This window comes from Brevundimonas sp. P7753, assembly GCF_013386595.1.
In the GTDB taxonomy this organism is placed as follows: domain Bacteria; phylum Pseudomonadota; class Alphaproteobacteria; order Caulobacterales; family Caulobacteraceae; genus Brevundimonas; species Brevundimonas bullata.
On the sequence record NZ_JACARP010000086.1, the window covers coordinates 32,682 to 55,921 of the forward strand.

A 23,240-nucleotide genomic window follows, 5' to 3' on the forward strand; every position below is an offset into this window, starting at 1 on the left:
CGATTGACGCGATGTGCGGAAATGTGCGTAGTGGGATGGCAAACGGGGATGTGAGCCTATGAACGACGCTGACGCGCAGATGATCGCCCGCCGCGTTCGCGAAGAGCTGGCGCGGCGGCGACTGTCTCGCCAGGCCCTGGCGGATATGGCCAGGGTCAGCATCTCGACGCTGGAAAAGGCCCTGTCCGGGCGTCGCGCCTTCACCCTGGCCACAGTGATCCGACTTGAACAGGCCTTGGGCGTTCCGCTGCAGAAGATTCCGGCGGCTTCGCCAGCCGATCCGCTCGTCGCCTCGCCGGACAATCTGGGCGCCTATTCCCAGAATGCGGTGCGGTGGCTGGAGGGGCGTTATCTGACGCTGCGGCCGTCTTTCGGAACGCCGGGCGATATCTTTGCCTATGTGACGATCATCCAGTGGGATGCAGAGCAGGGCTGCCTGGTGTTTTCAGAGGCCGAGCGTCTGGACAGTTCTTTCTCGCAGAGCGGAAAGGTGTCGCTGCCTCATCTGTCCGGTCACATCTACCTGGTGACCAATGTGGAGGGCCAGTATCGTCTGGCCGTCTTGGGCCGCCCAACGATCCAGGGCGCCCTCTACGGCATCCTGACGACCCTGATGGTCGGCCATGGATCACAGCTGATCCCCGCCGCCGCGCCCTTCGTCATGCTTCGACTGAAGGCGGAAACTGAGATCGCGTTTGGACGCATCGAAGCCAACCATCCTGACTATGTCCGATACCGCGCGGAACTGGATCTGGTGACGTCTGACGGATTCGCCCATTTTCCAAAATGACCCCCCCTGTTTCGCTATCCCCGTCGCCCTCAAGCGGCATGGAAATAGGCCAAGGTTTTCACTGTTCCGCGCCGACGAGCGCCAGCCAGCATCGCTGGACGGGCATGGACGGCGCGGTCATGGCGAAGGCGGCTATCACACGGGGTCGCAACGGTTAGCGCGAACCGTCTTGCCGTCCTGTTCGATGCGCAGCGAAATGCCGGCCACGGGAGACAGTCGCAGGATTTGGACGATCGTCTTGTCGCCGTCCGACGACTGGTTCTCCAGAACCACGCGGATGGCGTCACCCTCGCCTTCCAGGGTCTCCAGCGCCACCAGTTTGGAGGTGTCCTCGTAGCCCTTGATCTCGTTGGCCGTGATGACGAAGCGAGTACCGCTTTCGTCCTTGGCGCAACCGTTCTCGCTGTAGTCCCAGGCGCCGCGATAGCCGACGGGGAAGGCCGCCTGCGACGAAGAACCTCTGCGAGCGGCTTCTTCTTCCGCGGCCGAAACGGGCTCAGTCGATGGGGTCTGTTGCGCCGATGTCGTCGCGGGGGCGGTCTCGCTCGTCTCGGGAGCCTTAGAGTCGGCTTGCGATCCGCAAGCCGCCAGCAGCGCCGTGAATGCGATGAGAGCTGAAGTCTTTTTCATGTCCGCTGTCCTTGTCGCCAAATTTCGAGCACGTGATCGAGGTCGTCGAAGCTACCATCTCAGCTGCATCCCCCCATCACAAGTCAATTTTGAACGGTGTATAATATTGCCAGCTCTGCACACCGAGCGCGTTGACTGGCTGCGTGGAGTGGAGGCGTTCAGGCTAGCGCTGACCGCTAGGTCGAAAACGCCGCCACGGCGTTCGGGCCAGTCAGTTCGCCGTAGGCGTCGCCCGAGACCCCAGACGATCGCCGCCTTCCGCAATACCTGTCAGACCTAGAACACACGATATGGAAGATCACCCAGGGTTCGCAGGACGGGCCAGGCGACAATGTAGACGGGCACCTGCACGCTCGCGATGTTGCGAGCCTCGTCTGTCAAGCTCACACAGGGCTGAGCATCCCGCAATACCAGCTTGCTCGTCGGGTCGGCGGGGCTCGTCGTAACGCTTACGCTTGAAACGACTTGAGCCTGGCTCGCGCCGGCGAAAGCCAACAGCGCCAAAGCGGCGGTCGCACCGCAAATAGTTCTAATCATTGAAACATCCCGTCGATTTGCGCGGGCTATTTACCGAACATCGCTCGGTCAAGATTCGCGGGCATTCAAGCAATGCCGCGGGACTATCACTGGTATCGCCACCTGATGCAGATCGGTGACCGCCAAGTCATGCTGCATTGGCTCTATGCGCGATACGGTCTCTTCGAACTCAACGAGCTCGTGGAAGCGTTGAGGCATCTCGAAGGTAACGCCAGTTACGGCGAGGAGTTGATCCTCTGCCTCGTGGCGGAATCGAGGGAGGCCTTCGCCTTCCCGGAGGGCTGGCAAGATCTGTGCGACTCTCACGACAAGCTGCGAACGGTGCAGCTGATCTTCGACCGCGACTGGCCAGAGGTCGGTGAGCTCCGCTCAGACGGAGAGCTAGTTCTTGAGTACTACAAAGGCCGTCCACTCTAGCACGCGCGCCGAGGGCCAGAGGCCAAGCCTGCAAGGGCGGGGGAGAGCGCTTGAGACATAAAGTCGAGATGGGGCAGTGGCTTGGCCAACGGGTACGATGGCACGATCAGACTCGGGTAAACTCAGCTGGCCATCAACTTTGAACCGTTCGTGTCAGGAACTCTGAGCGAGAACGAAGACAACAATCAATTTGCCCAACAATTATGATCCGGCACACACAAGAGTGAGCACTAGGATGGAGTAGATATTTATCGTCTAAGATATATTATGCGAAATTAAAGCGTAACGGAGTTCCTCCAGCTGGAACCAAAGCGATCACGGCCCCGTTGGTCGCACGGCTGAGCTGCAAGGGGTTGTGCGATGAACGTCTACGTCATCGAGGATTTCGGTGCGCTCAGGAGCGTACGCGACGACTGGGACGCCGCCTATGCGGCCGACCCCGAGGCGAGTTTTTTCATGTCATGGGGCTGGATCGCGGACTGGCTGGCGGTGCGCCAGACAGTCTGGCTGGTGCTGGCGGCCAAGCCGACCCAGGCGGATGATCGCTATGTCGCCTTCCTGCCCCTGCGGATGCGAGTGCATTTTGACAAGGCGCGAGGCTTCTTCAACGTGGTCTATCTGGCCGGCAGCGGATTTTCCGACCACGCGGGCGTTCTGACCCATCCCGATTTCGAGGCAGAAGCGGTTTCAGCCTTCACTGATTTTCTGCGAAAAAAGCTCAGCTGGACCAAGCTGATCATGAGCAACTTGTGGATGTCCGACAGGCGCCGCCGGCTCTTTTTGGCGGCTTTTGACCCGCTTCGTTTCGTCCACGAGGATATCGAGTATCTCGACAAGATCACGAATACGGACGTCGGCGTTTGCCCGTTTGTCGCCTTGCCGTCTGATTGGGACGCCTATCTGACGAAACTGAGCGCCAACAACAGGCAAAAGATTCGCCGCTGGCTGCGCAAGGTCGAGGCGGGCGAGGAGTACGACATCACCGCGTCCAACGACGAAACCTTTGCCCGCGACATCGACATTCTGCTTGGCTTCTGGAAGACCAAATGGGCGCATCGCAAGGGCGCCAGAACCGATGACATCGCCCAACATAATCGCGCCATGCTGATGCGTTGCGCACAGAACGGGACCCTGTTCCTGCCAGTGTTTCGGCATAGGGGGCGTCCGGTGGCGGCCTTGGCGATCCTGGTCGACGCCGCCAAGAAGACGATGCTCTTCTTCATCGCCGGTCGGGACGAGACCTATGACGAGGCGCCTGGAGGCTACCTATTGCATGCCTACAGCATCCGCCACGCCATCGCCCAGGGGTACGCCACCTATGATTTCCTGCGAGGCGACGAGCCCTATAAGTACCTGTTCGGCCCGCAGGAACGGCGATTGAAGGCCTGTTCCGTGACGACCAGAAACGGTCGCAACCTGGGCGGCGTGCCGGACCCGCGCGGTCTGGAGGCCATGCGCGACAAAGCGTTCGAATTCGACAAGAAGGACGAGATCGCCGTCGCCGAGCGAGCTTATCGCCAAATCCTGGCCATGCAGCCGGACGATGCGTTGACGCTTTACCGCCTGGGCCGCTTGTTGGCGACGCAGGGCGATCACACCGAGGCCGCGCGGCTGTTCTCCCGCTCAGTGGCGGTCGAGCCTGCGGGCGAAAACGCCTGGCTGAAGCTGGCGCATTCGCTGCACGCCCTGGGGGATGAGGTTGCGGCGCGCAATGCTTGTCGCGAAGTCCTCCGCTTGCAGCCGAAGAATGAAGAGGCCGAGCGGCTGATCCTGCAACTCGCCCTTTCTGCTCCAAGGGCGCTCACCATCGCCAAGCCATTGTCGGCTCAAGGCGAGCAGATACCTGTCTGGATGCGCCCTGCCCCGCCTGTATGGGGCGTTCCTCAATCAGAAATCGTCCGTGCGACCGCAAGGTCTTGAAGGTCGCGGCTGACCAACAATGCCGTGTCCGTGACCGTCGAACGTTCAAATGACGGTATTGTCGCTCAATTTGAGCAAAGCCGACGGCAGCGAACGAATATTGCGCCTGTAAACCGGACGGTAACTTAGGTTGTCAGGGTGTGTGGCCCTAAAGGGCGATTGCTTAAACAAAAGCAATGGCTGGGGAACTAGGACTCGAACCTAGAATGACGGTACCAAAAACCGTAGTGTTACCATTACACCATTCCCCAGCAGGACCAGTGCGCCGCCGCAGTTCGTTGCGGCGAGGAGCGGTGAGATACGCCAAGCTTTTCGGGGATGCAACACTGAAAACAAAAGAATTTTCATCGAGCGGCGACTTTTTAAAAACCACAAATTCGCCGCTTGCGAGGTCCGAAACACGTGGCTATAAGCCCCCTCCTCGGCGCAACAACGGCCTCTAGCCTGCGTCGGGTAAAATGTCGGAGTGTGGCTCAGTCTGGTAGAGCACTGCGTTCGGGACGCAGGGGTCGGAGGTTCGAATCCTCTCACTCCGACCATTTTTCCTTACATCATCAGATGATTTCCCCCTCGCGGGGCCGTGCATTTGTTCGCGCGCGAGCTAAGCTCGGCGGCATGAACACGCTGATTGCACCCGCTGACGTCGTCGCTTTCTGGATCGAAGCCGGACCCGAAAAGTGGTTCGCCAAGGACGCCGCCTTTGATGCGGCCTTCACTGCGCGATGCCGCGACACGCATTTCGCCGCCGCCCGCCGAGAGCTCGACGCCTGGGCCAAGACGCCTGAAGGCGCGCTGGCCCTCATCCTCCTGCTGGACCAACTGCCGCGAAACGCCTTCCGCGACACCGCCCATATGTTCGCCACCGACCCGTTGGCCCTGTTGTTCGCCAAGGCGGCGATTGCGGCGGGCCATGACCGAGGGATGGCTGGCGAGCTGCGCCCCTTCATCCTGATGCCGCTGATGCACTCCGAATCGCTGGCGGATCAGGATGAGCTTCTGACCCTGCTGGATGAGGCCGAGGCACCCGAGACCTTCAAGTTCGCCGTCATCCATCGCGACATCATCGCCCGTTTCGGACGCTACCCGCATCGCAACGCCTGCCTCGGCCGCGAAACAACGGCGGAGGAAGCGATCTTTTTGAAATCCGGCGGGTTTGCTGGCTAAACCGTCGTAACGACGGTTGAAGTTTCCGTATGGCAAAGCTAGAGAAATGAGGCTTTTTCAACAACCATAAGCCAGAATCATGCCTCATTTTGCACGCGGCCTGACCGCTGTCGCCGCCTTGACCGTCATGCTGACGACGCCGGCCGAAGCGCAGATCTTCGGTCGCCGCAGCAATAACGCGGACGCTTCGGTGATCAACGAGACGCCGCGTTGCACGCAAAACCTGGGCACGGTGACGATCGCCGACACTCAGAGCGCCCTGTTCAGTCAATTGGGCGTGGGCGCGCCGTCCGAGCTGCTGCGTTATCTGATCCGCGAATCCGGCTGCTTTACCTTGATCGAACGCGGTCCGGGCATGGACGTGGTTGAGCGCGAGCGCGGTCTGGGCGCCGCCGGACGCATCCGCACTGCGGATTTCGTCCTAGTCGCCGAACTGGCCAATCCGATCGAGGCGGACAGCGGCGACAGCGGTCGCGGGCTGCTCGGGTCGCTGGCTTCCAGCGGCGGGCGCTTGCTGCTGCAAGCCGGCGTCGCGGCGGTCACCCAGGGCCAAGGGGCCGATATGGGCGCCGGCATGGCCCAGATGCTCTCCGCAGGCGCCAACGTCGCCGGCAATCAGCTGGATCAGGCGCTGAGCAATCGCACGGTTGACGCCATCAAGGACCTGAAGAAGGACCTCGCCAAGGGCAAGGAAGACGCCCAGGTCGTCTTTTCCCTGTCCAGCGTGCCCCTGGCCGAGACGGTCGGCTACACCCGCGCCGTCGCCAACAAGGACGATTGGCGCCGTCTGCGCATCCGCGACAATCATTTCGGCGGCCGTGTCGGCGCCGGCTATGAGACCGAGGACGAGGGCAAGACCCTGGCCCTGGCCTTCGTGCGCGGCTACGCCGACCTCGTGACCAGCCTGGGCGGCACGGGGTCGACTGTCCCGGAAGTCACCCTCGCCAACCGCGAAGCGCTCCGCGTCGAGGCGGCTGCGCAAGAAGCCAAGGCCGCTCGCCCGGCCCGTGGAGGTCAGGAACAGCGCAGCTCCGCGCGTCCCGCCGTCACGCGCTACACCCTGGCCAGGGCGTCGGTCCTGCGCAGCGCGCCAGACGGCGATGTCGTTCGCACCATGGCGGCTGAAGACACCGTCTTCCCGACGGGCGCCCAGGACGGCGACTGGGTCGAGGTTCTGGACGCCGACGACAATGTCGGCTGGCTCCAGCGCGATCGCCTGGCGACCGAAGACTGAACACCAAGCACTGAACACCGTCCTGCCCTCTCGCATGAGAGCGGCAGCGCCTGAATCTACCAGGAGTTTTTTCCTTGAATATCCGTATGATGGCCCCTGCCCTGGCCGCGCTCATGGCCGCCTCCGTCCTGCCGACCGCGTCTGAAGCCCAGGCGCGTCGCAGCGGCGCGCAACGCACCCAGGACGCGCAGATGGCGCAGATCCCGCGCTGCGCCCGTAGCCTGGGCACGGTTACGCTGGCCGACGGCCAGTCCGACTATTGGCGCGAGCTGCAGCTTTCGCCGCCGCAAAGCCTGCTGCGCGTGGTGATCCAGCGTTCGGGCTGCTTCACCCTGGTCGACCGCGGCATGGGCATGAGCGTCGCCCAGCGCGAGCGTGAACTGGCTTCCGGCGGCGACCTTCAACGCGGCTCCAATGTCGGCGGCGGCCAGGTGCGGGCGGCGGACTTCGTCCTGGTCGGCGAGATCGCCAGCCAGAACGCGAACTCGGGCGGCAGCGCCCTGGCCGGCCTGGCTGGCGCCGCCATCGGCGGACGCGCCGGCGCCATCGTCGGCGGTCTGCGCACACGCCGGATGGAGGCCAATACGGTCCTGTCCCTGACCAACGTCCGCACCTCTGAAACCGCCGCTGTGGCCGAGGGCTACGCCTCCAAGAGCGACATGAGCTGGGGTCTGGGCGCCGGCGGCTTCGGCGCGGGCGCTCTCGGCGGCGGCAGCTACGAGAACACCGAGATCGGCCGCATCGTGTCGCAGGCCTTCATCCAGGCCTATACCGACATGGTCATGCAGATGGGCGGGCTGGAGGGCGGCTCGCCGGCTCAGGAAGCCCCGGTCCAGACCTATACGGTCCAGCAGGCCGCCACCCTGCGCTCGCGCCCGAACGGCGGCTCGGTCGTGCGCGCCCTGCCCGCGGGCCTGCGACTCTATCCGACCGGCAACCGGGACGGCGTCTGGTGGGAGGTGCTCGACGACAACGACAACCTCGGCTGGGTGCTGAACGAGCGTCTGGCTCCCGGTCGCTGATCCCGGCCGAACCGACCAAATGGAAGAGCGCCCGCCGATCCCATCGGCGGGCGCTTTTCTGTCGCCCTCTCACGACCGCTCATCCCGGCGGACGCCGGGATCCAGTAAGAGCCACTGCACACAGAGCCGAAATGACCTGGATGCAGCCAAAGGACTGGATCCCGGCGTCCGCCGGGATGAGCGGGGATAAGGAACCCGACTTTTCTGTGAGCAAGCGAATCGGACGTCTGCCCAGCGACACGAATCAGAGGCATCCTCCCTCCCCATGACCGCCGCTCTCGCCCTCGCCGATCTGGAAACCCGCAGCGGGGCGGCCCCGGCCGATCACTCCGAGTGGCAGTATCTCAACCTGCTGCGCGACATCCTCGACAACGGCGTGCGCCGCGACGACCGCACCGGCACCGGCACGCTCGGCGTCTTCGGTCGCCAGATCCGCTTCGACCTGTCGAAGGGGTTTCCGCTTCTGACCACCAAGAAGCTGCACACGCGCTCGATCTTCATCGAGCTGCTGTGGTTCCTGCGCGGCGACACCAATATTGGCTGGCTTAAGGACAACGGCGTCGGCATCTGGGACGAATGGGCGGACGCGAACGGCGACCTGGGCCCCGTCTATGGCAAGCAGTGGCGCTCCTGGGCCGCGCCAAACGGCCAGAGCATCGACCAGATTCAGAAGCTGATCCACGGTCTCAAGACCAATCCCAACAGCCGCCGCCATATCGTCAGCGCCTGGAACCCGGCGGACGTGGACGACATGGCACTGCCGCCCTGCCATTGCCTGTTCCAGTTCTTCGTCGCGGACGGAAAGCTGAGCTGCCAGCTGTATCAGCGCAGCGCCGACGTCTTCCTCGGCGTGCCGTTCAACATCGCCTCCTATGCCCTGCTGACCCTAATGCTGGCCCAGGTCTTGGGGCTGGAGCCCGGCGATTTCGTCCACACCTTCGGCGACGCCCATCTGTATCTGAACCATCTGGAGCAGGCCGAGCTGCAACTGACCCGCCAGCCTCTGCCCCTGCCGACCCTGACCGTCGCGCCGAAAGCCGACCTGTTCGCCTTTGAGCTGTCGGACTTCGTCCTTGAAAAATACCAGGCTTGGCCACACATTAAGGCAAAGGTTGCAGTGTAAAATTGTAGGAGGGGCCATGACCACGAACAATGGAAAGCCGCCAGTTTCTAATGGCAGGCCTTCGACTACTCCGAATACCAAGCCCTCCACGGGCATGGATCGCGCGGTCAAAATTAATGAGAGCACGTCAGGCCCGCGCGGCAACACCCGCAGTGTTTCCACCTCCTCTCATACCGTCAAGCCGCCGACGAAGAAGTGATCAGCATCACAGTAGGAGCGCCGGCAGCTACTAACTGGCCTGCACTTATTGCGCCCGTTTTATCGGCGTTTTCATTTTTCCTCGCGATGCTTGCCTTTGTCCGGTCATCGCGCGTGGCCGAATTTCAGTTATGCACAAAGCTGTCTGAACAAATCGACGAAAAATGGTCAGAGCTCCACGGGATAAAAAGGGCCGCGCCCTACAAGCATAAACTTGTCGATATACTCAATCACTACGAGAGATGCGCCACTCTTATAAACGAATTCCGAATTCTTCGCGGGCGCTCCATTCAATCACTTGAACACCAAATTTTGGAATGCCTAGAGCGAAACTGGAAAGAAAAGTACGTACGAGATACATTTGAAGATGCTCGATCTTCATCTGAAACGTACAAAGAGCTTTCGGAACTAATGAAAAAGTCGTCTAAATTTTGCTTTGGTTAGACAAGTAATTCAGTGAATATTAAATATTTATTAGAATCTACAACAAAAATCTCCGACATCTATGCGCGCGAGCATTCCATCGACCGCGACCGCGACTGGGCCCTGCTCAAGCTGCAGGAAGAACTCGGCGAACTGACCAAGGAGCACCTGAACCTTTCAGGTCGCGCGCGCGGCAAGCCCGATGCCGAGGCCCTGGCCGACGAAGCCGCGGATGTCCTGGGGATGTTGCTCATCTACTGCGAGCGCGCCGGGATCGACATTGAGGCCGCCATGCAGCGCAAATGGCTGAAGTGGCTTGAGCCTGAAGCGCTCAAGACCGAAGCGTAAACTCCCGTAACGCCGTCTGGCGAGCGCCAGAGACTCGGCGCACCCTCCCCTGATCCGCGTTGATGCGGGGCATGAAACGGGAGGGTTGTCATGTTGAAGAAGTTTGCGGCCGAACTGGTCGGGACGATGGTGCTGGTGCTGTTCGGGTGCGGGGCCGCCGTGCTGGGCGGGTTCGATCATGTGGGGCAACTGGGCATCGCCCTGGCCTTTGGCTTCGCTATCATCGCCATGGCCTATGGCATCGGGCCGGTGTCGGGCTGTCACGTCAATCCGGCGGTCAGCTTGGGCGTCTTCGTCGCCGGACGGATGAGCGCCAAGGACATGCTGATCTACTGGATCGCCCAGTTCATCGGGGCCGTCATCGGCGCGGCCATCCTCGGCCTGATCGCCAAGACCGGCTTCGCCAGCCTGGGGCAGAACGGCTTCGACGCCGGGTCGCCGGGCGGGTATGGCCTGCACGCGGCCCTGATCTTCGAGGTCGTGGCCACGGCCATCTTCATCATCGCCATCCTGGGCGTGACGGGGGCCAAGGGGCACGGCGCCTTCGCCGGTGTCGCCATCGGCATCACCCTGGCCGTCATCCACATCGTCGGCATCCAGGTGACGGGCGTCTCGGTCAATCCGGCCCGCAGCTTCGGCCCGGCCCTGCTGGTCGGCGGCCAGGCCCTGAGCCAGGTCTGGGTCTTTTTCGTCGCCCCGGCTGTCGGCGCTGTGATCGGCGCGCTCTTCTTCCGCTTGAAACTGTTGGAGCCAGAGGCCTAAGTCCGGTCTAGGGGACGGTGTTCAGCCGTCCCCACCTTTCGGAGTTCGCCAGTGTCTGTTCCCAAGATCGCCCTTGTCGTCGCCCGCGCCCGTAACGGCGTCATCGGCCACAAAGGCGACCTGCCCTGGCGGCTGCGGTCAGACCTGCAACGCTTCAAGGCCATCACCGTCGGCAAGCCCTGCATCATGGGCCGCAAGACCTGGGAGAGTCTGCCGCTCAAGCCCTTGCCCGGCCGTCTGAACATCGTCCTGACCAAGGATGGGTCCTACGAGACCGAAGGCATGTCCAGGGGCGCGTTGGTCTGCTCCAACCTGGGCGAGGCCCTGTCCATCGCGCGCGAGACCGCCGCCGAGGACGGCGTGGATGAGGTCTGCATCATCGGCGGCACCGCCCTGTTCGAAATGGCCCTGCCCCGCGCCCAGCGGCTCTACATCACCGAGGTCGAGGCCGAGCCCGAGGGCGACGCCCACTTCCCCGCCTTTGACGAAACCGCCTTCATCGAGGTCGCGTCCGAGCCCCATCCCGCCGGAGAGAAGGACGACCACGCCTTTACCTTCCGCACCCTTGACCGCCGCTGAACCGGAGACCCGACCATGATCGTCGCCACCACCAACGACCTGACCGGCCATCGCATCGTCCGCCATATCGGCATGGTGCGCGGCGTCACCGTGCGCTCGCGCAACGTCATCTCGGACGCCATCGGCGGGGTGCAGTCGATGATCGGCGGGCGCGTCGGGGCCTATGTGAAGCTGGCCGAGGCCGCGCGTCAGGAAGCCTATGACGAACTGGTCGCCCATGCGCGTGACATGGGCGCCAACGCCATCCTGGCCATGCGCTATGACGCCAATGAGATCATGCCTGGCGTGACCGAAGTCCTGGCCTATGGCACCGCCGTGGTGGTCGAACCGGCCTGACGGATCAGGCGGCGGGGATGACCGCGCCGTCGTACTTTTTGGCGATGAAGTCCTTGACCGCCTGGCTGCGCAGGGCGTTTGCCAGAGCCTGAACGCGCGGGTCGTTCTGGTTGTCCGGGCGCGCCACCAGATAGTTGACGTAGGGGCTGTCGGCGCCTTCCAGCGACAGGGCGTCCGTCTTCGGCTTCAACCCGGCGTCCAGCGCATAGTTGGTGTTGATCACCGCCGCATCGACCTGAGGCAGGATGCGCGGAATGGTGGCGGCCTCGACCTCCTGGAACTTCAGACCCTTGGGGTTGGTCGCGATGTCGCGCACGGTCTGAAGCGAATTGGACGGATCACGCAGCGTGATCAGGCCCGCGCCTTGCAGCAGCAGCAGCGCCCGCCCGGTGTTGGACGCGTCGTTCGGCAGCACCACCTGCGCCCCGTTCGGAATCGCCGCCAGGGTCGTGTGCTTTTTGGAGTAGATGCCGAGCGGCTCCACGTGGACGCCTGCGACCGTCAAGAGGTCGGCGCCACGCGCGATATTGAACTCGTCCAGATAGGGCTTGGTCTGGAAATAGTTCACATCCAGCCGTTTTTCAGACAGTTGCACGTTCGGCTGAACGTAATCGTTGAAGACCTTGATCTCGATCGGCACGCCCTCGACGGCCAGGATCGGCTTCACCACCTCCAGGATTTCGGCGTGCGGCACGGCCGTGGCTCCGACCAGCAGCGGGGCGGCGCCCGCCTTCTTTTCCGCCCCCTGCCCGCACGCGGCGAGCATCAGGACAGCGGCGGCGGATAGCAGAAGCGAACGGCGGATCATGGCGTCTCTCTAACTCAACGGTGCGAGACCTTAGCGACCAGACGGTCGCCGATCATCTGCAGAATTTGTACGAGAACCAGCAGCAGAACTACGGTCACGACCATGACGTCGGTCTGGAACCGCTGATAGCCGAAGCGCACGGCCAGGTCGCCCAGACCGCCCGCCCCGACCACGCCCGCCATGGCGGTGTAGCTGACCAGGGCGATGGCTGTGACCGTGGCCCCAGCGATGATGCCAGGCATAGCCTCGGGCAGCAGGGCCCGCGTCACGATCTGGAAGGTGGAGCCGCCCATGGCCTGGGTCGCCTCGACCACGCCCTTGTCCACTTCGCGCAGGGCCGTCTCGACCAGCCGCGCGTAGAAGGGCGCAGCGCCCACGACCAGCGGCGGAATAGCCCCGGCCACGCCCAGCGAGGTGCCGACCAGCAGCACCGTCACCGGCAGCATGACGATCAGCAGGATGATGAAGGGCACCGAACGCAGCACATTGACGATCAGCGACAGCACGGCGTTCAGCACAGGGTTCGAGGCCAGCCGCCCCTTGCCCGACAGATAGAGCAGAACGCCCAGCGGTATGCCGAAGATCACGGTCAGCACCAATGATCCGCCCAGCATCAGCAGGGTGTCCACGGTCGCGCGGCCGATCTCGGCCCAATCGACATTATCGAACATCAGGCCGCCTCCACCATGACGCCGCGCGCCGTCAGTTGCGCCACCGCCGCCTCGGCGTCGCCGCCGGTGAAGGCCACGACCAGCTGGCCATAGGGCTCGCCCCGGATGCGGCTGATGCGGCCCGACAGGATCGAATAGTCCACGCCGACCGTCCGCGCGACGCGGCTCAGTTCCGGCTCATAGGTCGAAGAACCGCGGAAGGTCAGTCTGGCCAGACGCGACCCCACCGGCACGACCGAAGCGTCAAATGCCTCCTCACCCTCGGCCAGCATGGCGCGGGTTACCGGATGCTGCGGATGCAGGAACACGTCAGCGGTCGCGCCCTGCTCCACGATCTTGCCGTCCTTCAGCACCGCCACCCGGTCGCAGACGCGGCGCACCACCTCCATTTGATGGGTGATCAGAACGATGGTCAGACCCAGGTCGCGGTTCAACCCGTCCAGCAGGGTCAGGATGTCCTCGGTCGTCTCCGGGTCCAGGGCGCTGGTCGCCTCGTCGCACAGCAGGACGCTGGGACCACAGGCCAGGGCGCGGGCGATGCCGACGCGCTGCTTCTGGCCGCCCGACAGTTGAGACGGATGCTTCTTCGCGTGTTCCGCCAGACCCAACTGTTCCAGCAGCTCGGCCGTGCGCGCCTTCACCTCGGCCTCGGGCCGTCCCTCCAGCCTCAGGGGAAAGGCGACATTGTCCTCGATGGTCTTGGCGTTCAGCAAGTTGAAATGCTGGAAGATCATGCCCATTAGCCGCCGCGCGGCGCGCAGCTCGGCGGGCTTCAGCGCCGTGATCTCCTGGTCGTCGACGAAGATGCGGCCTGCATCGGGCGTTTCCAGCCGGTTGATGGCGCGGATCAGGGTCGACTTCCCAGCGCCCGAGCGCCCGACCACCCCAAACACCTCGCCGCGCCCGATGGTCAGATCCACGGCGTCCAGCGCCGTACGCTCGCCCGCCGCGCTGCGATAGCGCCGGGTCACACCCTCCAGTCGGATCATTCTAGTCGGCGTCCAGGGCGGCGGCGGGGATGATGGTCACGCTCTCGCCGCAGCCGCAGGCGTCCGTCTCGTTCGGATTGCGGAACACGAACTTGGACGCCAGCTTGGTCGTCTCGTAATCGATCTCCGAGCCGATCAGGAACAGCACGGCCTTGGGCTCGATCAGGATGGTGACGCCCTTGTCTTCAACCACCTCGTCCAGTGATTCGATCTGCTCGGCATAGGCGAAGGTGTATTCCTGCCCGGCGCAGCCGCCGTTCTTCACGCCCACCCGCAGGCCGACGTAATCCTTCTCCGCGTTGGTCATGATCTCGCGCACGCGCGCGGCGGCGGCGTCGGTCAGGGTCACGGCCTTGGGCCGGGGCCGGCGAGGTCGGGCGGCGGTCTGAAGCTCGGTCATCGACGCATCCCTAGAACATGTTCAGGGCCAGTTTGGCCTCGTCGCTCATCTTGGAGGAGTCCCACGGCGGGTCGAACACCAGGTTGGCCCGCGCGGACTTCACCCCCTCGACCTTCTTCACTGCATCCTCGACCCAGCCGGGCATTTCGCCGGCCACGGGACAGCCCGGCGCCGTCAGCGTCATCTCGATCAGGACGTCGCGGTCGTCGGAGACATCAACCTTGTAGATCAGGCCCAGCTCATAGATGTCGACCGGGATTTCCGGGTCGTACACCGTCTTCAGCGCCTCGATCAGGTCGTCGGTCAGCTTGTCCAGCTCAGCCTGCGACAAGGCGCTCTTCTGCGGCTCGTCCCAGGTCGCGGCGAAGGCGTCGCTGTCGCTGATGGCGTTGTCGGTCTTGGCGTCCATACTCATCACACGAAGAAGTTCCGCGCCTTGATCAGCGCATCCACGAAGGCGTCTGTATCCTCCACGGTGTTATATAGGGCGAAGGAGGCGCGCGTGCTTGAGGTCACGCCCAGTCTTTTCGCCAGCGGTTCGGCGCAGTGCAGACCGGCCCGCACGGCCACGCCGTAACGGTCCATGATCTGGGCCACGTCATGGGCGTGGGCGCCCTCGACGGAGAAGGTCAGCAGCGCGCCCTTCCCTTCGGCCTCGCCCAGCACCCGCAACCAGCCGGCGTCGGCCAGTCGCGCCCGCGCGTGGTCATAGAGCGCCATCTCGTGCGCCGCCACGGCTTGCTGGTCAAAGCCCGTCAGCCATTCCAGCGCCGCGCCCAGACCAATAGCCTCCAGGATCGGCGGCGTGCCGGCTTCGAACCGATGCGGCGGCGGCGCGTAGGTCACGCGCTCCTTGTCGACCGTCTCGATCATCTCGCCCCCGCCCTGATAGGGCGGTAGGCTCTCCAGAGCCTCGGTCGTGCCGTACAAAGCGCCGACGCCGGTCGGTCCGAACAGCTTGTGGCCGGTGATGACGTACCAGTCGCAGCCGACCGCCTGAACGTCCGGGGTCGCATGGACCGCGCCCTGGCAGCCGTCGACCAGCACCCGCGCCCCGGCCGCATGGGTCAGGCGGGTGATCTCGGTAATCGGGTTGATGGTGCCCAACACGTTCGACATGTGGGTGACGGCGACGATCTTGGTCCTAGGCCCCAGCAGTTCGGCGAAGGCTTCCATGTCGAGCGAGCCGTCGTCCTTGATCGGCGCCCATTTCAGCACCGCGCCCTTGCGCTCGCGCAGCAGGTGCCACGGCACGATGTTGGAGTGGTGCTCCATCTCGGTGACGATGATCTCGTCGCCCGGCTCGATGCTCAGGCCGATGCCGTTGGCGACCAGATTGATCGCCTCGGTCCCGCCCTTGGTCCAGACGATGTTCTCGCCCGATGGCGCGTTCAGGAAGCGGGCGACGATCTCGCGCGCCGCCTCAAACGCTTCGGTCGCCTCGTTCGACAGGGTATGCAGACCCCGGTGGACGTTGGCGTAGCTGCCCTCCATCGACGCGACCATGGCGTCGATCACCGCACGCGGTTTCTGCGCCGAGGCGGCGTTGTCCAGATAGACCAGCGGCTTGCCGTTCACCTGTCGCGACAGGATCGGGAACTGCGCCCGCGCGGCGTAGGGATCAAAGGGTCTCACAGACACGCCTTTCAGAGTTTGGCCGTCAGCCATGCGCGCACAACCTCCTTCGCCGCCTCATCCTCGATGCGGTCGATGACCTCGAACAGGAAGGCCTGGACCAGCAGGGCGCGGGCCTCATCGGCCGGAATACCGCGCTGCTGGATGTAGAAGAGCGCGCTCTCGTCCAGCGTCCCGACCGTATTGCCGTGGGCGCACTGCACGTCGTCGGCATAGATGATCAGCTCGGGCTTAGCGTCGATCTCGCCGCGCTCGGACGTGATCAGGGCGTTGTGGGCCATGCGGGCGTCGGTGCCGTCAGCCCCCCGCTCGACGATGATCTTGCCCTGAAACACGCCGCGCGCCGTGTCGTGAACGACGCCCTTGGTCAGTTGGCTGGTCGTGCCGTCGGCGGCGCGGTGATCGACCACGGTCGTCAGGTCCGCATGGCGCGACCCCTTCAACAGATAGAGACCGTCCAGACGGGCGTCTGCGCGCTCGGCTCCGTGGCTCAGCTGCGTCTCGATGCGTTGCAGCTTGGCGCCGGTCGTGACCACGGTCTGGCGATAGCGACCGCCGGCCTCCAGCCGCACCTCGGCGTTGACCACCGAGATAGCGTTCTCGGGCTCCTCGATCAGAACGATACGCGTGACCTCGGCGTCGCGGGCCACGTCGATCTCGACCTTGTTGTGAGCGACATAGGCCGAGCCCGTGCCCTCGTGCGTTTCCAGCAGCAGCAGGCGCGCGCCGGGGCGAGCGACGATCCGCGCCGCCGCCGTGTGGCCGGTGCCGACCGCGTCGGAAATGAAGCGCAGACGCAGGGTCTGCACGCCCGAGGCGATGAAATCGGTGACGCCGACCGGGCGCCCGTTGGCGAAGACGATGGCCTCTCCGCCCAGGTCGTAGAACGGCCCCGGCGCCCCGACCAGCGCCGTGCCGGACGGCTCAGGCGCCTCGCGAAGCCAGCGCTTCAGGTCGCTGTATTTCCACTCTTCCGTGCGCCGCGAGGGAAAGGTCTCGGCATTGGTCAGGTCGATCTGCGGCGCCGCACTCATGCCGCGGTCGGCAGGAACTTGTCGTACCCTTCCGCCTCCAGCTCCAGCGCCAGTTCAGGCCCGCCCGAGGCGACGATGCGACCGGCGGCCAGCACATGCACCTTGTCCGGTTTGATGTAGTCCAGCAGGCGCTGATAGTGGGTGATGACCAGCATGGAGCGGTCGGCGCGGCGCAGGGCGTTCACCCCCTCCGACACGATGCGCAGCGCATCGATGTCGAGGCCGGAGTCCGTCTCGTCCAGGATCAGCAGCGACGGCTCCAGCAGGGCCATCTGGAGGATCTCCATCCGCTTCTTCTCGCCGCCTGAGAAGCCGACGTTCAGCGGCCGCTTCAGCATGTCGAAGTCCATCTTCAGCGCCTGCGACGCCGCCTTGACCTGCTTCAGGAAGGCGGGGGCCGAGACCTCTTCCTCGCCGCGCGCGCGCTTCTGGGCGTTCAGCGCCGTGCGGATGAAGGTCATGGCCGGCACGCCGGGGATCTCCATCGGATACTGGAAGGATAGGAATACGCCCTTGGCCGCACGCTCGGCGGGGGCCAGGTCCAGCAGGTCCTGACCGTTCCACGAGGCGGAACCGGCCGTGACCTCATAGCCGGGACGGCCCGACAGGCTGTAGCCCAGCGTCGACTTGCCGGCCCCATTCGGTCCCATGACGGCATGGACTTCGCCCGCCGGCACTTCGAGCGTCAGGCCCTTGAGGATCGGCTTGTCAGCGACCGAGACGTGGAGGTTGTTGATAGAAAGCATCAGTATTTCACGCTGGTATCGACTTCGGAAAGGATCGTCTTGGCTTTGACGAGCGCATCCATCAGTCCGTCGTAAGGGATGTCCCAAGCTTGGCCGCCAGACTTGGGATAGATTTCAATTGCGAGGCCTATCGGCTCAATTCGAACCTCAGCCATGACCTCATCGCCGACAGATAGCTCGCAAGTCAGGAAGTCGCGATCTGGCGGAGATGCGATGAGCAACTCGATATTTTGGTCGCTCACCCCACGCTCCCCTCAAGGCTGATCGCCACCAGCTTCTGCGCCTCGACGGCGAACTCCATCGGCAGCTTCTGCATCACGTCGCGGACGAAGCCGTTGACCAGCAGGGCCACGGCCTCTTCCTCCGACAGGCCGCGCTGCTGGGCGTAGAAGAGCTGGTCTTCCGACAGGCGGGTCGTCGTCGCCTCGTGCTCCAGCTGGGCCGAGCCGTTGCGGGCCTCGATATAGGGGATGGTGTGGGAGCCGCACTCCTTGCCAATCAGCAGGCTGTCGCACTGGGTGAAATTGCGCACGCCCGTCGCCTTGGGATGCACCGAGACCAGGCCGCGATAGGTCGAGTCCGACTTGCCCGCCGACACCGCCTTGGCGATGATCCGCGACTTCGAGTTCTTGCCCAGGTGGATCATCTTGGTGCCGGTGTCGGCCTGCTGATGCCCATTGGTGATGGCGATGGAGTAGAACTCGCCCGAGCTTTCCTCGCCCTTCAGGATGCAGGATGGGTATTTCCAGGTGACGGCAGAGCCGGTCTCGACCTGGGTCCACGATACCTTCGAGCGGTCGCCGCGGCAGTCGGCGCGCTTGGTGACGAAGTTGTAGATGCCGCCCTTGCCCTCGGCGTCGCCGGGGTACCAGTTCTGGACCGTCGAGTATTTCACTTCCGCATCGTCCAGGGCCACGATCTCCACGACCGCCGCGTGCAGCTGGTTCTCGTCGCGCATCGGCGCGGTGCAGCCTTCCAGATAGGAAACGTAGCTGCCCTTGTCGGCGATGATCAGGGTCCGCTCGAACTGGCCGGTCTGGCTGGCGTTGATGCGGAAATAGGTCGACAACTCCATCGGGCAGCGCACGCCCGGCGGGATGTAGACGAAGCTGCCGTCAGAAAAGACCGCGCTGTTCAGCGCCGCGAAATAGTTGTCCGACACCGGCACGACCGACCCCAGATACTGACGCACCAGATCAGGATATTCGCGCAAGGCCTCGGAAATTGGCATGAAAATCACGCCGACCTTGGCCAGTTCGGCCTTGAAGGTCGTGACCACGCTGACGCTGTCGAACACGGCGTCCACGGCATAGCGCGGCGCGCCCTCGACCCCGGCCAGCACCGCCTGCTCGCCCAACGGGATGCCCAGCTTGGCATAGACGGCGAGCAGCTCGGGATCGACCTCGTCCAGCGACTTGGGCCCCTCTTTCTGCTTGGGCGCGGCGTAGTAGAACAGGTCCTGATAGTCGACCGGCTCATACTTCACCGAGGCCCAGGTCGGCTCTTCCATCGCCAGCCAGCGCTCATAGGCGGCCAGACGCCATTCCAGCATCCATTCCGGCTCGCCCTTCTTCTCGGAGATGAAGCGGATGATGTCGGCGTTCAGGCCGCGCGGCGCATATTCCGTTTCGATGTCCGAGGTGAAGCCGTGCTCATACTTTTCCAGAGCGGCGACAGCATCGACAGTTTCCTTAACAGCAGCCATGACTTACGCGACTTCCTTCACGCGCTCAGACAGGCGCGCTTGATGCTTGTTCCAGGCCGTGATCCAGGCCTCGGCGAACCGATCCCAGTCGCCTTGCCTCGTGCCCCAGCCCCCGGAGATACGCACGCCCCCGGTCGCCAGATGATCCAGGCCCATGGCGCTGATCGTCTTCGACGGCTTGACCTTCCCCGACGAACAGGCCGAGCCGGCCGATACCATGACCCCGACCAGATCCAGGGTGATCAACTGCTGCGGGCTGTCCCAGCCTTCGACGGCCATGAACAGGGTGTTGGGCAGACGCGGAGCCGCGCCGCCGATGATGGTTGCGCCCGCTGCCTTGACCTTGGCCTCGGCCGCATCGCGCCATGCGGCGTGCGCCATGGCCGCGTCCAGATCGCGCGCGGCGCAATCCGCCGCTGATCCAAATCCGGTGATGCCCGGCACGTTCTCAGTCCCGGCGCGCAAGCCGCGCTCCTGACCCGCGCCATGCAGGATGCGCACTGCGGCCACGCCTTCCCTGAGCACCAGAGCGCCCACGCCCTGCGGTCCGCCCAGCTTGTGCGCCGACAGGGTCAGGCTGTCCGCATTCAGCACCCGCATGTCGACCGGAACCTTGCCCGCCGACTGGATGGCGTCGACGTGCAGCCAGCCGCCCGCCGCGCGCACCAGAGCCGCCGCTTCGGCGATGGGCTGGATGACGCCGCTTTCGTTGTTCGCATGGTGGATGGCGACCACGGCCCGGCCCGGGCGCGCCAGCGCCTCGGCCAGCCAGACCAGATCGACCACGCCGTTTTCATCGACCGGCAGCACCTCGACCGGCGCGCCGCTGGCAGCGGCGGCTTCGGCCACGCACGGATGCTCGGTCGCGCCGACGATCAGCCGCTCGCAACCCGCCGCAAGCGCGCTGACGATGGCCTGGGCGTTGGCCTCCGTCCCGCCAGAAGAGAAGACCACGGCGGTCGGGTCGGCCCCGACCAGTTCGGCCACCTGGGCTCGCGCCGTCTCGACCCGCGCCCGCGCCCGGCGTCCGGCGGCGTGGACCGCCGACGGATTGCCGTTGTCGGCCAGGGCCTTGGCCATGATTTCCTGCACCTCGGGCCGCACCAGACCCGAGGCGTTGTAGTCGAGGTAGATGCTCACGCCGCCGCCTCCATGCCGACACCCGCGGGGGCCGCGCCCATGCGCGCCTGACCCGTGCGGTTCTGGATCACGTCATCCAGACTGACGCTGGCGAGATAGCGGTGGATCTCCTGCCCCAGGTCTTCCCACAGGTGGTGGGTGATGCAGCGTTCGCCTTTGATCATGCAGCCCTTGGGCGACCCGGCGCCGACGCAGCGGGTGGCGCGGATCGGCTCATCGACCGCAAGGACGATCTCGGCCACGGCCGTCTCATGCGCCTCACGCGCCAGGCGATAGCCGCCGCCGGGACCGCGCACACTCTTGACCAGACCGCTTTTGCGCAGCCGCGCAAACAGCTGCTCCAGGTAGCTGAGCGAGATTTCCTGACGCGTCGCGATCTCGGCCAAAGACACCGCCCGGTCCGCGCCATTGCGCGCCAGATCGGCCATCGCCATCACGGCGTATCGTCCCTTTGTCGACAGGCGCATAGAAAGCCCTCAAAAATTTCACGCTTTTCGGGGCTCTTGTGTTAGAACCCGCGCCCTCGCAGACAAGTGCGCAACGCTGGCTCGACTTAGAAAGTCCTACTGCGTTGGTCAAGTATTGTCCGCCCGCGAAACGACAGTTGAAGACAGGATTCCGCTGATCCATGCCTGAAGTCATTCTTCCCGGCGCCTCGGGCCGCATCGAAGGCCGCTATTCGCCCGGCAAGCGCCCGAACGCGCCGATCGCCCTGATCCTGCATCCGCACCCCAAGGCGGGCGGGCACATGAACAACCCGGTGGCTGTGACCCTGCACCAGCTGTTCGTCCAGCGTGGCTTCGCCACCCTGCGCTACAACTCGCGCGGCGTCGGCAAGTCGCAGGGCGAGTTCGACAGCGGCATCGGCGAACTGGCCGACGCGGCCACCGCTCTGGACTGGCTGCAGGCGAACAACCCCGCCGCCACCCAGACCTGGGTCGCCGGCTATCAGTTCGGCGCCTATATCGGCATGCAGCTGCTGATGCGCCGCCCGGAGACGGACGGCTTCATCTCGGTGTCGCCGCCGTCGAACATGTACGACTTCAGCTTCCTGGCCCCCTGCCCGGCCTCCGGCCTGTTCCTGCACGGCACCAACGACACCGTCGTGCCGCCGGTCGAGGTCGAGCGCGTGGTCAACAAGCTGCGCACCCAGAAGGGCATCGTCATCGACTACGAACTGGAAGAGGGCGCGAGCCACTTCTGGCAGGACCACATCGGCGCGGTCGAGCGTCGCGTCGGCGCCTATCTGGACAAGCGTCTGGAAGAAAACCCGGCCTGATCGGGGCCCCGATCAGAGCTATGTGTCGACCCGGGTTTCGGCCCGGGTCTTCCACAGCGACCACACGACGCCCCCGATCAGGATGGCGGCCGTCACGCCGAGCGAGATCGCCGGCGGAAACTTCTCCAGCCCCATCAGCGGCGCGGCGATGACCTTCCCTCCGATGAAGACCAGCAGGATCGCCAGCGCCTGCTTCAGATAGGCGAAGCGGTGGATCACCGCCGCCAGCGCGAAATACAGCGCCCTCAGGCCCAGAATGGCGAAGATATTGGACGTGTAGACGATGTAGGGGTCGGTCGTGACGGCGAAGATCGCCGGCACCGAATCCACGGCGAAGATCACGTCGGCGAACTCGATCGTCACCAGGGCCAGGAACAGAGGCGTGGCGTGCCAGATCATTCGCCCCGCCCCATTGGGTTCTCGCACGAAAAACTTCGAGCCGTGCAGTGTCTCCGTCACGGGCATATGCCGCCTCAGCCATTTGACGAGACCCTGTCCTGTCGCCGCCTCCTCCGTGGGGCTGGTTGCGATCATCCGACCTCCGGTGAAGATCAGGAAGGCGGCGAAGACATACAGCGCCCACTCATAGCGGCTGACCAGGGCCGCCCCGGCCGCGATCATCACCGCCCTCAGGATGATGACCCCCAGAACGCCCCAGAACAGCACCCGGTGCTGATGCAGGCGTGGAATGCCGAAAGCGGTGAAAATCAGTGCGATGACGAAGACATTGTCCATCGCCAGGCTTTTTTCGATGGCGAAGCCGGTCAGGTAGTCCAGCCCGCTGTCCGCCCCCAGCCGCGCCCAGACCCAGGCTCCGAACAACAGGGCGACGCCGATATAGAAGGCTGACAGCAGCAGGCTTTCCCTCACCCCGATCTCGTGCGCCTTGCGGTGCAGGACGCCCAGGTCGAAGGTCAGCAAGGCGATCACGACCAACAAAAAGCTCGCCCACATCCACGCAGGCTTGCCCATCCACTCGACCGCCAGCAACTCCATCAGCGCCTTTCGCCGGCCTGCATCGCCGCTCTCCCAATGGTTGGCGTGCGAGGTTCAGGGATCATTTCAACATCTGGTCCAGGGCAACGCTGCCGGAAAAACAGGGTTCCGCAAGGTCGCCATGATCCCGCCGTGATTTCGCCAAGGCGTCCCGTACGACCCGCGATGCAACCCGAAGCGCTTTAACGCGATTTAAGGTCAAGCTCGCCTAGACGCGGGCGCGGCGCGTTGCGAAACCGCACGACTTGAGGGGGACGCCTTCGTTGAAGAGATCGGAAGCGAGAGCGCGAGGTCTCTGGCGCCGGGGCGCGGGGCTGCTCGTCCTGACCGCTGCTGCGTCTGGCGTTCTGACGT

The 23,240-nt window shown here is 64.2% G+C and carries 27 protein-coding genes and 2 tRNA genes; 14 read left to right on the plus strand and 15 right to left on the minus strand.

The features are described from left to right. Positions 1-58 precede the first annotated feature (58 nt). Positions 59-790 carry a helix-turn-helix transcriptional regulator gene (locus tag HX774_RS15225; RefSeq protein WP_178828123.1) on the plus strand — a complete coding sequence of 244 codons (732 nt, stop codon included), beginning with the start codon at positions 59-61 and terminating at the stop codon, positions 788-790. 135 nt (positions 791-925) lie between these two features. Here the strand turns inward: HX774_RS15225 and HX774_RS15230 are convergent, their stop codons facing one another. Continuing rightward, a complete protein-coding gene (locus HX774_RS15230; RefSeq protein WP_178828125.1) occupies positions 926-1,420 on the minus strand; it encodes a hypothetical protein in 495 nt (164 codons plus the stop codon). 609 nt (positions 1,421-2,029) lie between these two features. Here HX774_RS15230 and HX774_RS15235 point away from each other — a divergent pair. Together HX774_RS15235 and HX774_RS15240 are read left to right on the plus strand one after the other, a co-directional pair. Beyond that, positions 2,030-2,374, plus strand: a complete 345-nt coding sequence (locus HX774_RS15235; protein ID WP_178828127.1) for a hypothetical protein — start codon at positions 2,030-2,032, stop codon at positions 2,372-2,374. Between the two features lie 360 nt (positions 2,375-2,734). Then, positions 2,735-4,294 carry a GNAT family N-acetyltransferase gene (locus HX774_RS15240; RefSeq protein WP_178828129.1) on the plus strand — a complete coding sequence of 520 codons (1,560 nt, stop codon included), beginning with the start codon at positions 2,735-2,737 and terminating at the stop codon, positions 4,292-4,294. Between the two features lie 177 nt (positions 4,295-4,471). Here the strand turns inward: HX774_RS15240 and HX774_RS15245 are convergent. Then, positions 4,472-4,545 (minus strand) — tRNA-Gln (locus HX774_RS15245). A gap of 211 nt (positions 4,546-4,756) precedes the next feature. On the opposite strand from HX774_RS15245, the gene HX774_RS15250 reads away from it, so the two are divergent. The 10 genes from HX774_RS15250 (at position 4,757) to HX774_RS15295 (ending at position 11,483) form a co-directional block, all read left to right on the plus strand. Then, positions 4,757-4,833, plus strand: a tRNA-Pro gene (locus HX774_RS15250). Positions 4,834-4,909: 76 nt separating this feature from the next. After that, positions 4,910-5,458, plus strand: coding sequence for a DUF924 family protein (locus tag HX774_RS15255; protein ID WP_178828131.1), 549 nt, complete (start codon positions 4,910-4,912; stop codon positions 5,456-5,458). Positions 5,459-5,537: 79 nt separating this feature from the next. Next, the gene (locus HX774_RS15260) at positions 5,538-6,692 is read left to right on the plus strand and encodes an SH3 domain-containing protein (RefSeq protein WP_178828133.1); all 1,155 of its coding nucleotides are present in this window, start codon (positions 5,538-5,540) and stop codon (positions 6,690-6,692) included. Between the two features lie 74 nt (positions 6,693-6,766). Beyond that, positions 6,767-7,714, plus strand: coding sequence for an SH3 domain-containing protein (locus HX774_RS15265; RefSeq protein WP_245945094.1), 948 nt, complete (start codon positions 6,767-6,769; stop codon positions 7,712-7,714). Between the two features lie 265 nt (positions 7,715-7,979). After that, the gene (locus tag HX774_RS15270; RefSeq protein ID WP_178828136.1) at positions 7,980-8,837 is read left to right on the plus strand and encodes a thymidylate synthase; all 858 of its coding nucleotides are present in this window, start codon (positions 7,980-7,982) and stop codon (positions 8,835-8,837) included. A 16-nt stretch (positions 8,838-8,853) separates the two neighbouring features. Next, positions 8,854-9,036, plus strand: coding sequence for a hypothetical protein (locus HX774_RS15275; protein WP_178828138.1), 183 nt, complete (start codon positions 8,854-8,856; stop codon positions 9,034-9,036). Positions 9,037-9,491: 455 nt separating this feature from the next. Then, the gene (locus HX774_RS15280) at positions 9,492-9,806 is read left to right on the plus strand and encodes a phosphoribosyl-ATP pyrophosphohydrolase (protein ID WP_178828140.1); all 315 of its coding nucleotides are present in this window, start codon (positions 9,492-9,494) and stop codon (positions 9,804-9,806) included. Positions 9,807-9,896: 90 nt separating this feature from the next. Further along, the gene (locus HX774_RS15285; RefSeq protein ID WP_178828142.1) at positions 9,897-10,568 is read left to right on the plus strand and encodes an aquaporin; all 672 of its coding nucleotides are present in this window, start codon (positions 9,897-9,899) and stop codon (positions 10,566-10,568) included. A 51-nt stretch (positions 10,569-10,619) separates the two neighbouring features. Then, positions 10,620-11,147, plus strand: a complete 528-nt coding sequence (locus HX774_RS15290; protein WP_178828144.1) for a dihydrofolate reductase — start codon at positions 10,620-10,622, stop codon at positions 11,145-11,147. A 15-nt stretch (positions 11,148-11,162) separates the two neighbouring features. Continuing rightward, positions 11,163-11,483, plus strand: a complete 321-nt coding sequence (locus tag HX774_RS15295; RefSeq protein WP_114816501.1) for a YbjQ family protein — start codon at positions 11,163-11,165, stop codon at positions 11,481-11,483. Positions 11,484-11,487: 4 nt separating this feature from the next. Here HX774_RS15295 and HX774_RS15300 read toward each other — a convergent pair whose 3' ends face one another. Genes HX774_RS15300 through HX774_RS15355 form a run of 12 tightly spaced genes read right to left on the minus strand, consistent with a single transcriptional unit; the run spans position 11,488 to position 21,078 of the window. Further along, positions 11,488-12,291 carry a MetQ/NlpA family ABC transporter substrate-binding protein gene (locus tag HX774_RS15300; protein ID WP_178828146.1) on the minus strand — a complete coding sequence of 268 codons (804 nt, stop codon included), beginning with the start codon at positions 12,289-12,291 and terminating at the stop codon, positions 11,488-11,490. A 14-nt stretch (positions 12,292-12,305) separates the two neighbouring features. Beyond that, positions 12,306-12,962 (minus strand): methionine ABC transporter permease, encoded by a 657-nt coding sequence (locus HX774_RS15305; RefSeq protein ID WP_178828148.1) that lies wholly within the window; start codon positions 12,960-12,962, stop codon positions 12,306-12,308. Continuing rightward, positions 12,962-13,951 carry a methionine ABC transporter ATP-binding protein gene (locus tag HX774_RS15310; RefSeq protein WP_178828150.1) on the minus strand — a complete coding sequence of 330 codons (990 nt, stop codon included), beginning with the start codon at positions 13,949-13,951 and terminating at the stop codon, positions 12,962-12,964. Before HX774_RS15310 ends, HX774_RS15305 begins: the two co-directional genes overlap by 1 nt. A gap of 1 nt (position 13,952) precedes the next feature. Then, the gene (locus HX774_RS15315; RefSeq protein ID WP_178828152.1) at positions 13,953-14,351 is read right to left on the minus strand and encodes an iron-sulfur cluster assembly accessory protein; all 399 of its coding nucleotides are present in this window, start codon (positions 14,349-14,351) and stop codon (positions 13,953-13,955) included. Between the two features lie 10 nt (positions 14,352-14,361). After that, positions 14,362-14,760 carry an SUF system Fe-S cluster assembly protein gene (locus HX774_RS15320; protein WP_114816506.1) on the minus strand — a complete coding sequence of 133 codons (399 nt, stop codon included), beginning with the start codon at positions 14,758-14,760 and terminating at the stop codon, positions 14,362-14,364. Positions 14,761-14,765: 5 nt separating this feature from the next. Continuing rightward, positions 14,766-16,019 (minus strand): aminotransferase class V-fold PLP-dependent enzyme, encoded by a 1,254-nt coding sequence (locus tag HX774_RS15325; protein ID WP_178828154.1) that lies wholly within the window; start codon positions 16,017-16,019, stop codon positions 14,766-14,768. Beyond that, positions 15,998-17,020 (minus strand): Fe-S cluster assembly protein SufD, encoded by a 1,023-nt coding sequence (sufD, locus tag HX774_RS15330; RefSeq protein WP_178828156.1) that lies wholly within the window; start codon positions 17,018-17,020, stop codon positions 15,998-16,000. The genes HX774_RS15325 and sufD overlap by 22 nt, the downstream gene beginning before the upstream one ends. Continuing rightward, positions 17,017-17,766, minus strand: coding sequence for a Fe-S cluster assembly ATPase SufC (sufC, locus tag HX774_RS15335; RefSeq protein WP_178828157.1), 750 nt, complete (start codon positions 17,764-17,766; stop codon positions 17,017-17,019). Before sufC ends, sufD begins: the two co-directional genes overlap by 4 nt. Further along, positions 17,766-18,008: a hypothetical protein gene (locus HX774_RS15340; protein ID WP_178828159.1), complete on the minus strand. Its 243-nt coding sequence runs from the start codon at positions 18,006-18,008 to the stop codon at positions 17,766-17,768. The genes sufC and HX774_RS15340 overlap by 1 nt, the downstream gene beginning before the upstream one ends. Next, complete coding sequence (gene sufB / locus HX774_RS15345) at positions 18,005-19,471, minus strand: Fe-S cluster assembly protein SufB (protein ID WP_114816509.1); 1,467 nt, start codon at positions 19,469-19,471, stop codon at positions 18,005-18,007. Before sufB ends, HX774_RS15340 begins: the two co-directional genes overlap by 4 nt. A 3-nt stretch (positions 19,472-19,474) precedes the next feature. Beyond that, positions 19,475-20,611 carry a cysteine desulfurase family protein gene (locus HX774_RS15350; protein WP_178828161.1) on the minus strand — a complete coding sequence of 379 codons (1,137 nt, stop codon included), beginning with the start codon at positions 20,609-20,611 and terminating at the stop codon, positions 19,475-19,477. Next, positions 20,608-21,078, minus strand: coding sequence for an Rrf2 family transcriptional regulator (locus HX774_RS15355; RefSeq protein WP_178828163.1), 471 nt, complete (start codon positions 21,076-21,078; stop codon positions 20,608-20,610). The genes HX774_RS15350 and HX774_RS15355 overlap by 4 nt, the downstream gene beginning before the upstream one ends. A gap of 161 nt (positions 21,079-21,239) precedes the next feature. Here HX774_RS15355 and HX774_RS15360 point away from each other — a divergent pair, with 161 nt between their 5' ends. Then, positions 21,240-21,890, plus strand: coding sequence for an alpha/beta hydrolase (locus HX774_RS15360; RefSeq protein ID WP_114816512.1), 651 nt, complete (start codon positions 21,240-21,242; stop codon positions 21,888-21,890). Between the two features lie 18 nt (positions 21,891-21,908). On the opposite strand, the gene HX774_RS15365 is transcribed toward HX774_RS15360, so the two are convergent. After that, on the minus strand, positions 21,909-22,886 hold the full coding sequence (locus tag HX774_RS15365; RefSeq protein WP_178828164.1) for a TerC family protein: 978 nt from the start codon (positions 22,884-22,886) through the stop codon (positions 21,909-21,911). Between the last annotated feature and the right edge of the window lie 354 nt (positions 22,887-23,240).

Coding starts and splice junctions, on each gene's coding strand:
- HX774_RS15225 (WP_178828123.1), top strand. CDS start 59: ATGAACGACGCTGACGCGCAGATGATCGCCCGCCGCGTTCGCGAAGAG.
- HX774_RS15230 (WP_178828125.1), bottom strand. CDS start 1,420: ATGAAAAAGACTTCAGCTCTCATCGCATTCACGGCGCTGCTGGCGGCT.
- HX774_RS15235 (WP_178828127.1), top strand. CDS start 2,030: ATGCCGCGGGACTATCACTGGTATCGCCACCTGATGCAGATCGGTGAC.
- HX774_RS15240 (WP_178828129.1), top strand. CDS start 2,735: ATGAACGTCTACGTCATCGAGGATTTCGGTGCGCTCAGGAGCGTACGC.
- HX774_RS15255 (WP_178828131.1), top strand. CDS start 4,910: ATGAACACGCTGATTGCACCCGCTGACGTCGTCGCTTTCTGGATCGAA.
- HX774_RS15260 (WP_178828133.1), top strand. CDS start 5,538: ATGCCTCATTTTGCACGCGGCCTGACCGCTGTCGCCGCCTTGACCGTC.
- HX774_RS15270 (WP_178828136.1), top strand. CDS start 7,980: ATGACCGCCGCTCTCGCCCTCGCCGATCTGGAAACCCGCAGCGGGGCG.
- HX774_RS15275 (WP_178828138.1), top strand. CDS start 8,854: ATGACCACGAACAATGGAAAGCCGCCAGTTTCTAATGGCAGGCCTTCG.
- HX774_RS15285 (WP_178828142.1), top strand. CDS start 9,897: ATGTTGAAGAAGTTTGCGGCCGAACTGGTCGGGACGATGGTGCTGGTG.
- HX774_RS15295 (WP_114816501.1), top strand. CDS start 11,163: ATGATCGTCGCCACCACCAACGACCTGACCGGCCATCGCATCGTCCGC.
- HX774_RS15300 (WP_178828146.1), bottom strand. CDS start 12,291: ATGATCCGCCGTTCGCTTCTGCTATCCGCCGCCGCTGTCCTGATGCTC.
- HX774_RS15305 (WP_178828148.1), bottom strand. CDS start 12,962: ATGTTCGATAATGTCGATTGGGCCGAGATCGGCCGCGCGACCGTGGAC.
- HX774_RS15310 (WP_178828150.1), bottom strand. CDS start 13,951: ATGATCCGACTGGAGGGTGTGACCCGGCGCTATCGCAGCGCGGCGGGC.
- HX774_RS15315 (WP_178828152.1), bottom strand. CDS start 14,351: ATGACCGAGCTTCAGACCGCCGCCCGACCTCGCCGGCCCCGGCCCAAG.
- HX774_RS15320 (WP_114816506.1), bottom strand. CDS start 14,760: ATGGACGCCAAGACCGACAACGCCATCAGCGACAGCGACGCCTTCGCC.
- HX774_RS15325 (WP_178828154.1), bottom strand. CDS start 16,019: ATGGCTGACGGCCAAACTCTGAAAGGCGTGTCTGTGAGACCCTTTGAT.
- sufD (WP_178828156.1), bottom strand. CDS start 17,020: ATGAGTGCGGCGCCGCAGATCGACCTGACCAATGCCGAGACCTTTCCC.
- sufC (WP_178828157.1), bottom strand. CDS start 17,766: ATGCTTTCTATCAACAACCTCCACGTCTCGGTCGCTGACAAGCCGATC.
- sufB (WP_114816509.1), bottom strand. CDS start 19,471: ATGGCTGCTGTTAAGGAAACTGTCGATGCTGTCGCCGCTCTGGAAAAG.
- HX774_RS15355 (WP_178828163.1), bottom strand. CDS start 21,078: ATGCGCCTGTCGACAAAGGGACGATACGCCGTGATGGCGATGGCCGAT.
- HX774_RS15360 (WP_114816512.1), top strand. CDS start 21,240: ATGCCTGAAGTCATTCTTCCCGGCGCCTCGGGCCGCATCGAAGGCCGC.
- HX774_RS15365 (WP_178828164.1), bottom strand. CDS start 22,886: ATGGAGTTGCTGGCGGTCGAGTGGATGGGCAAGCCTGCGTGGATGTGG.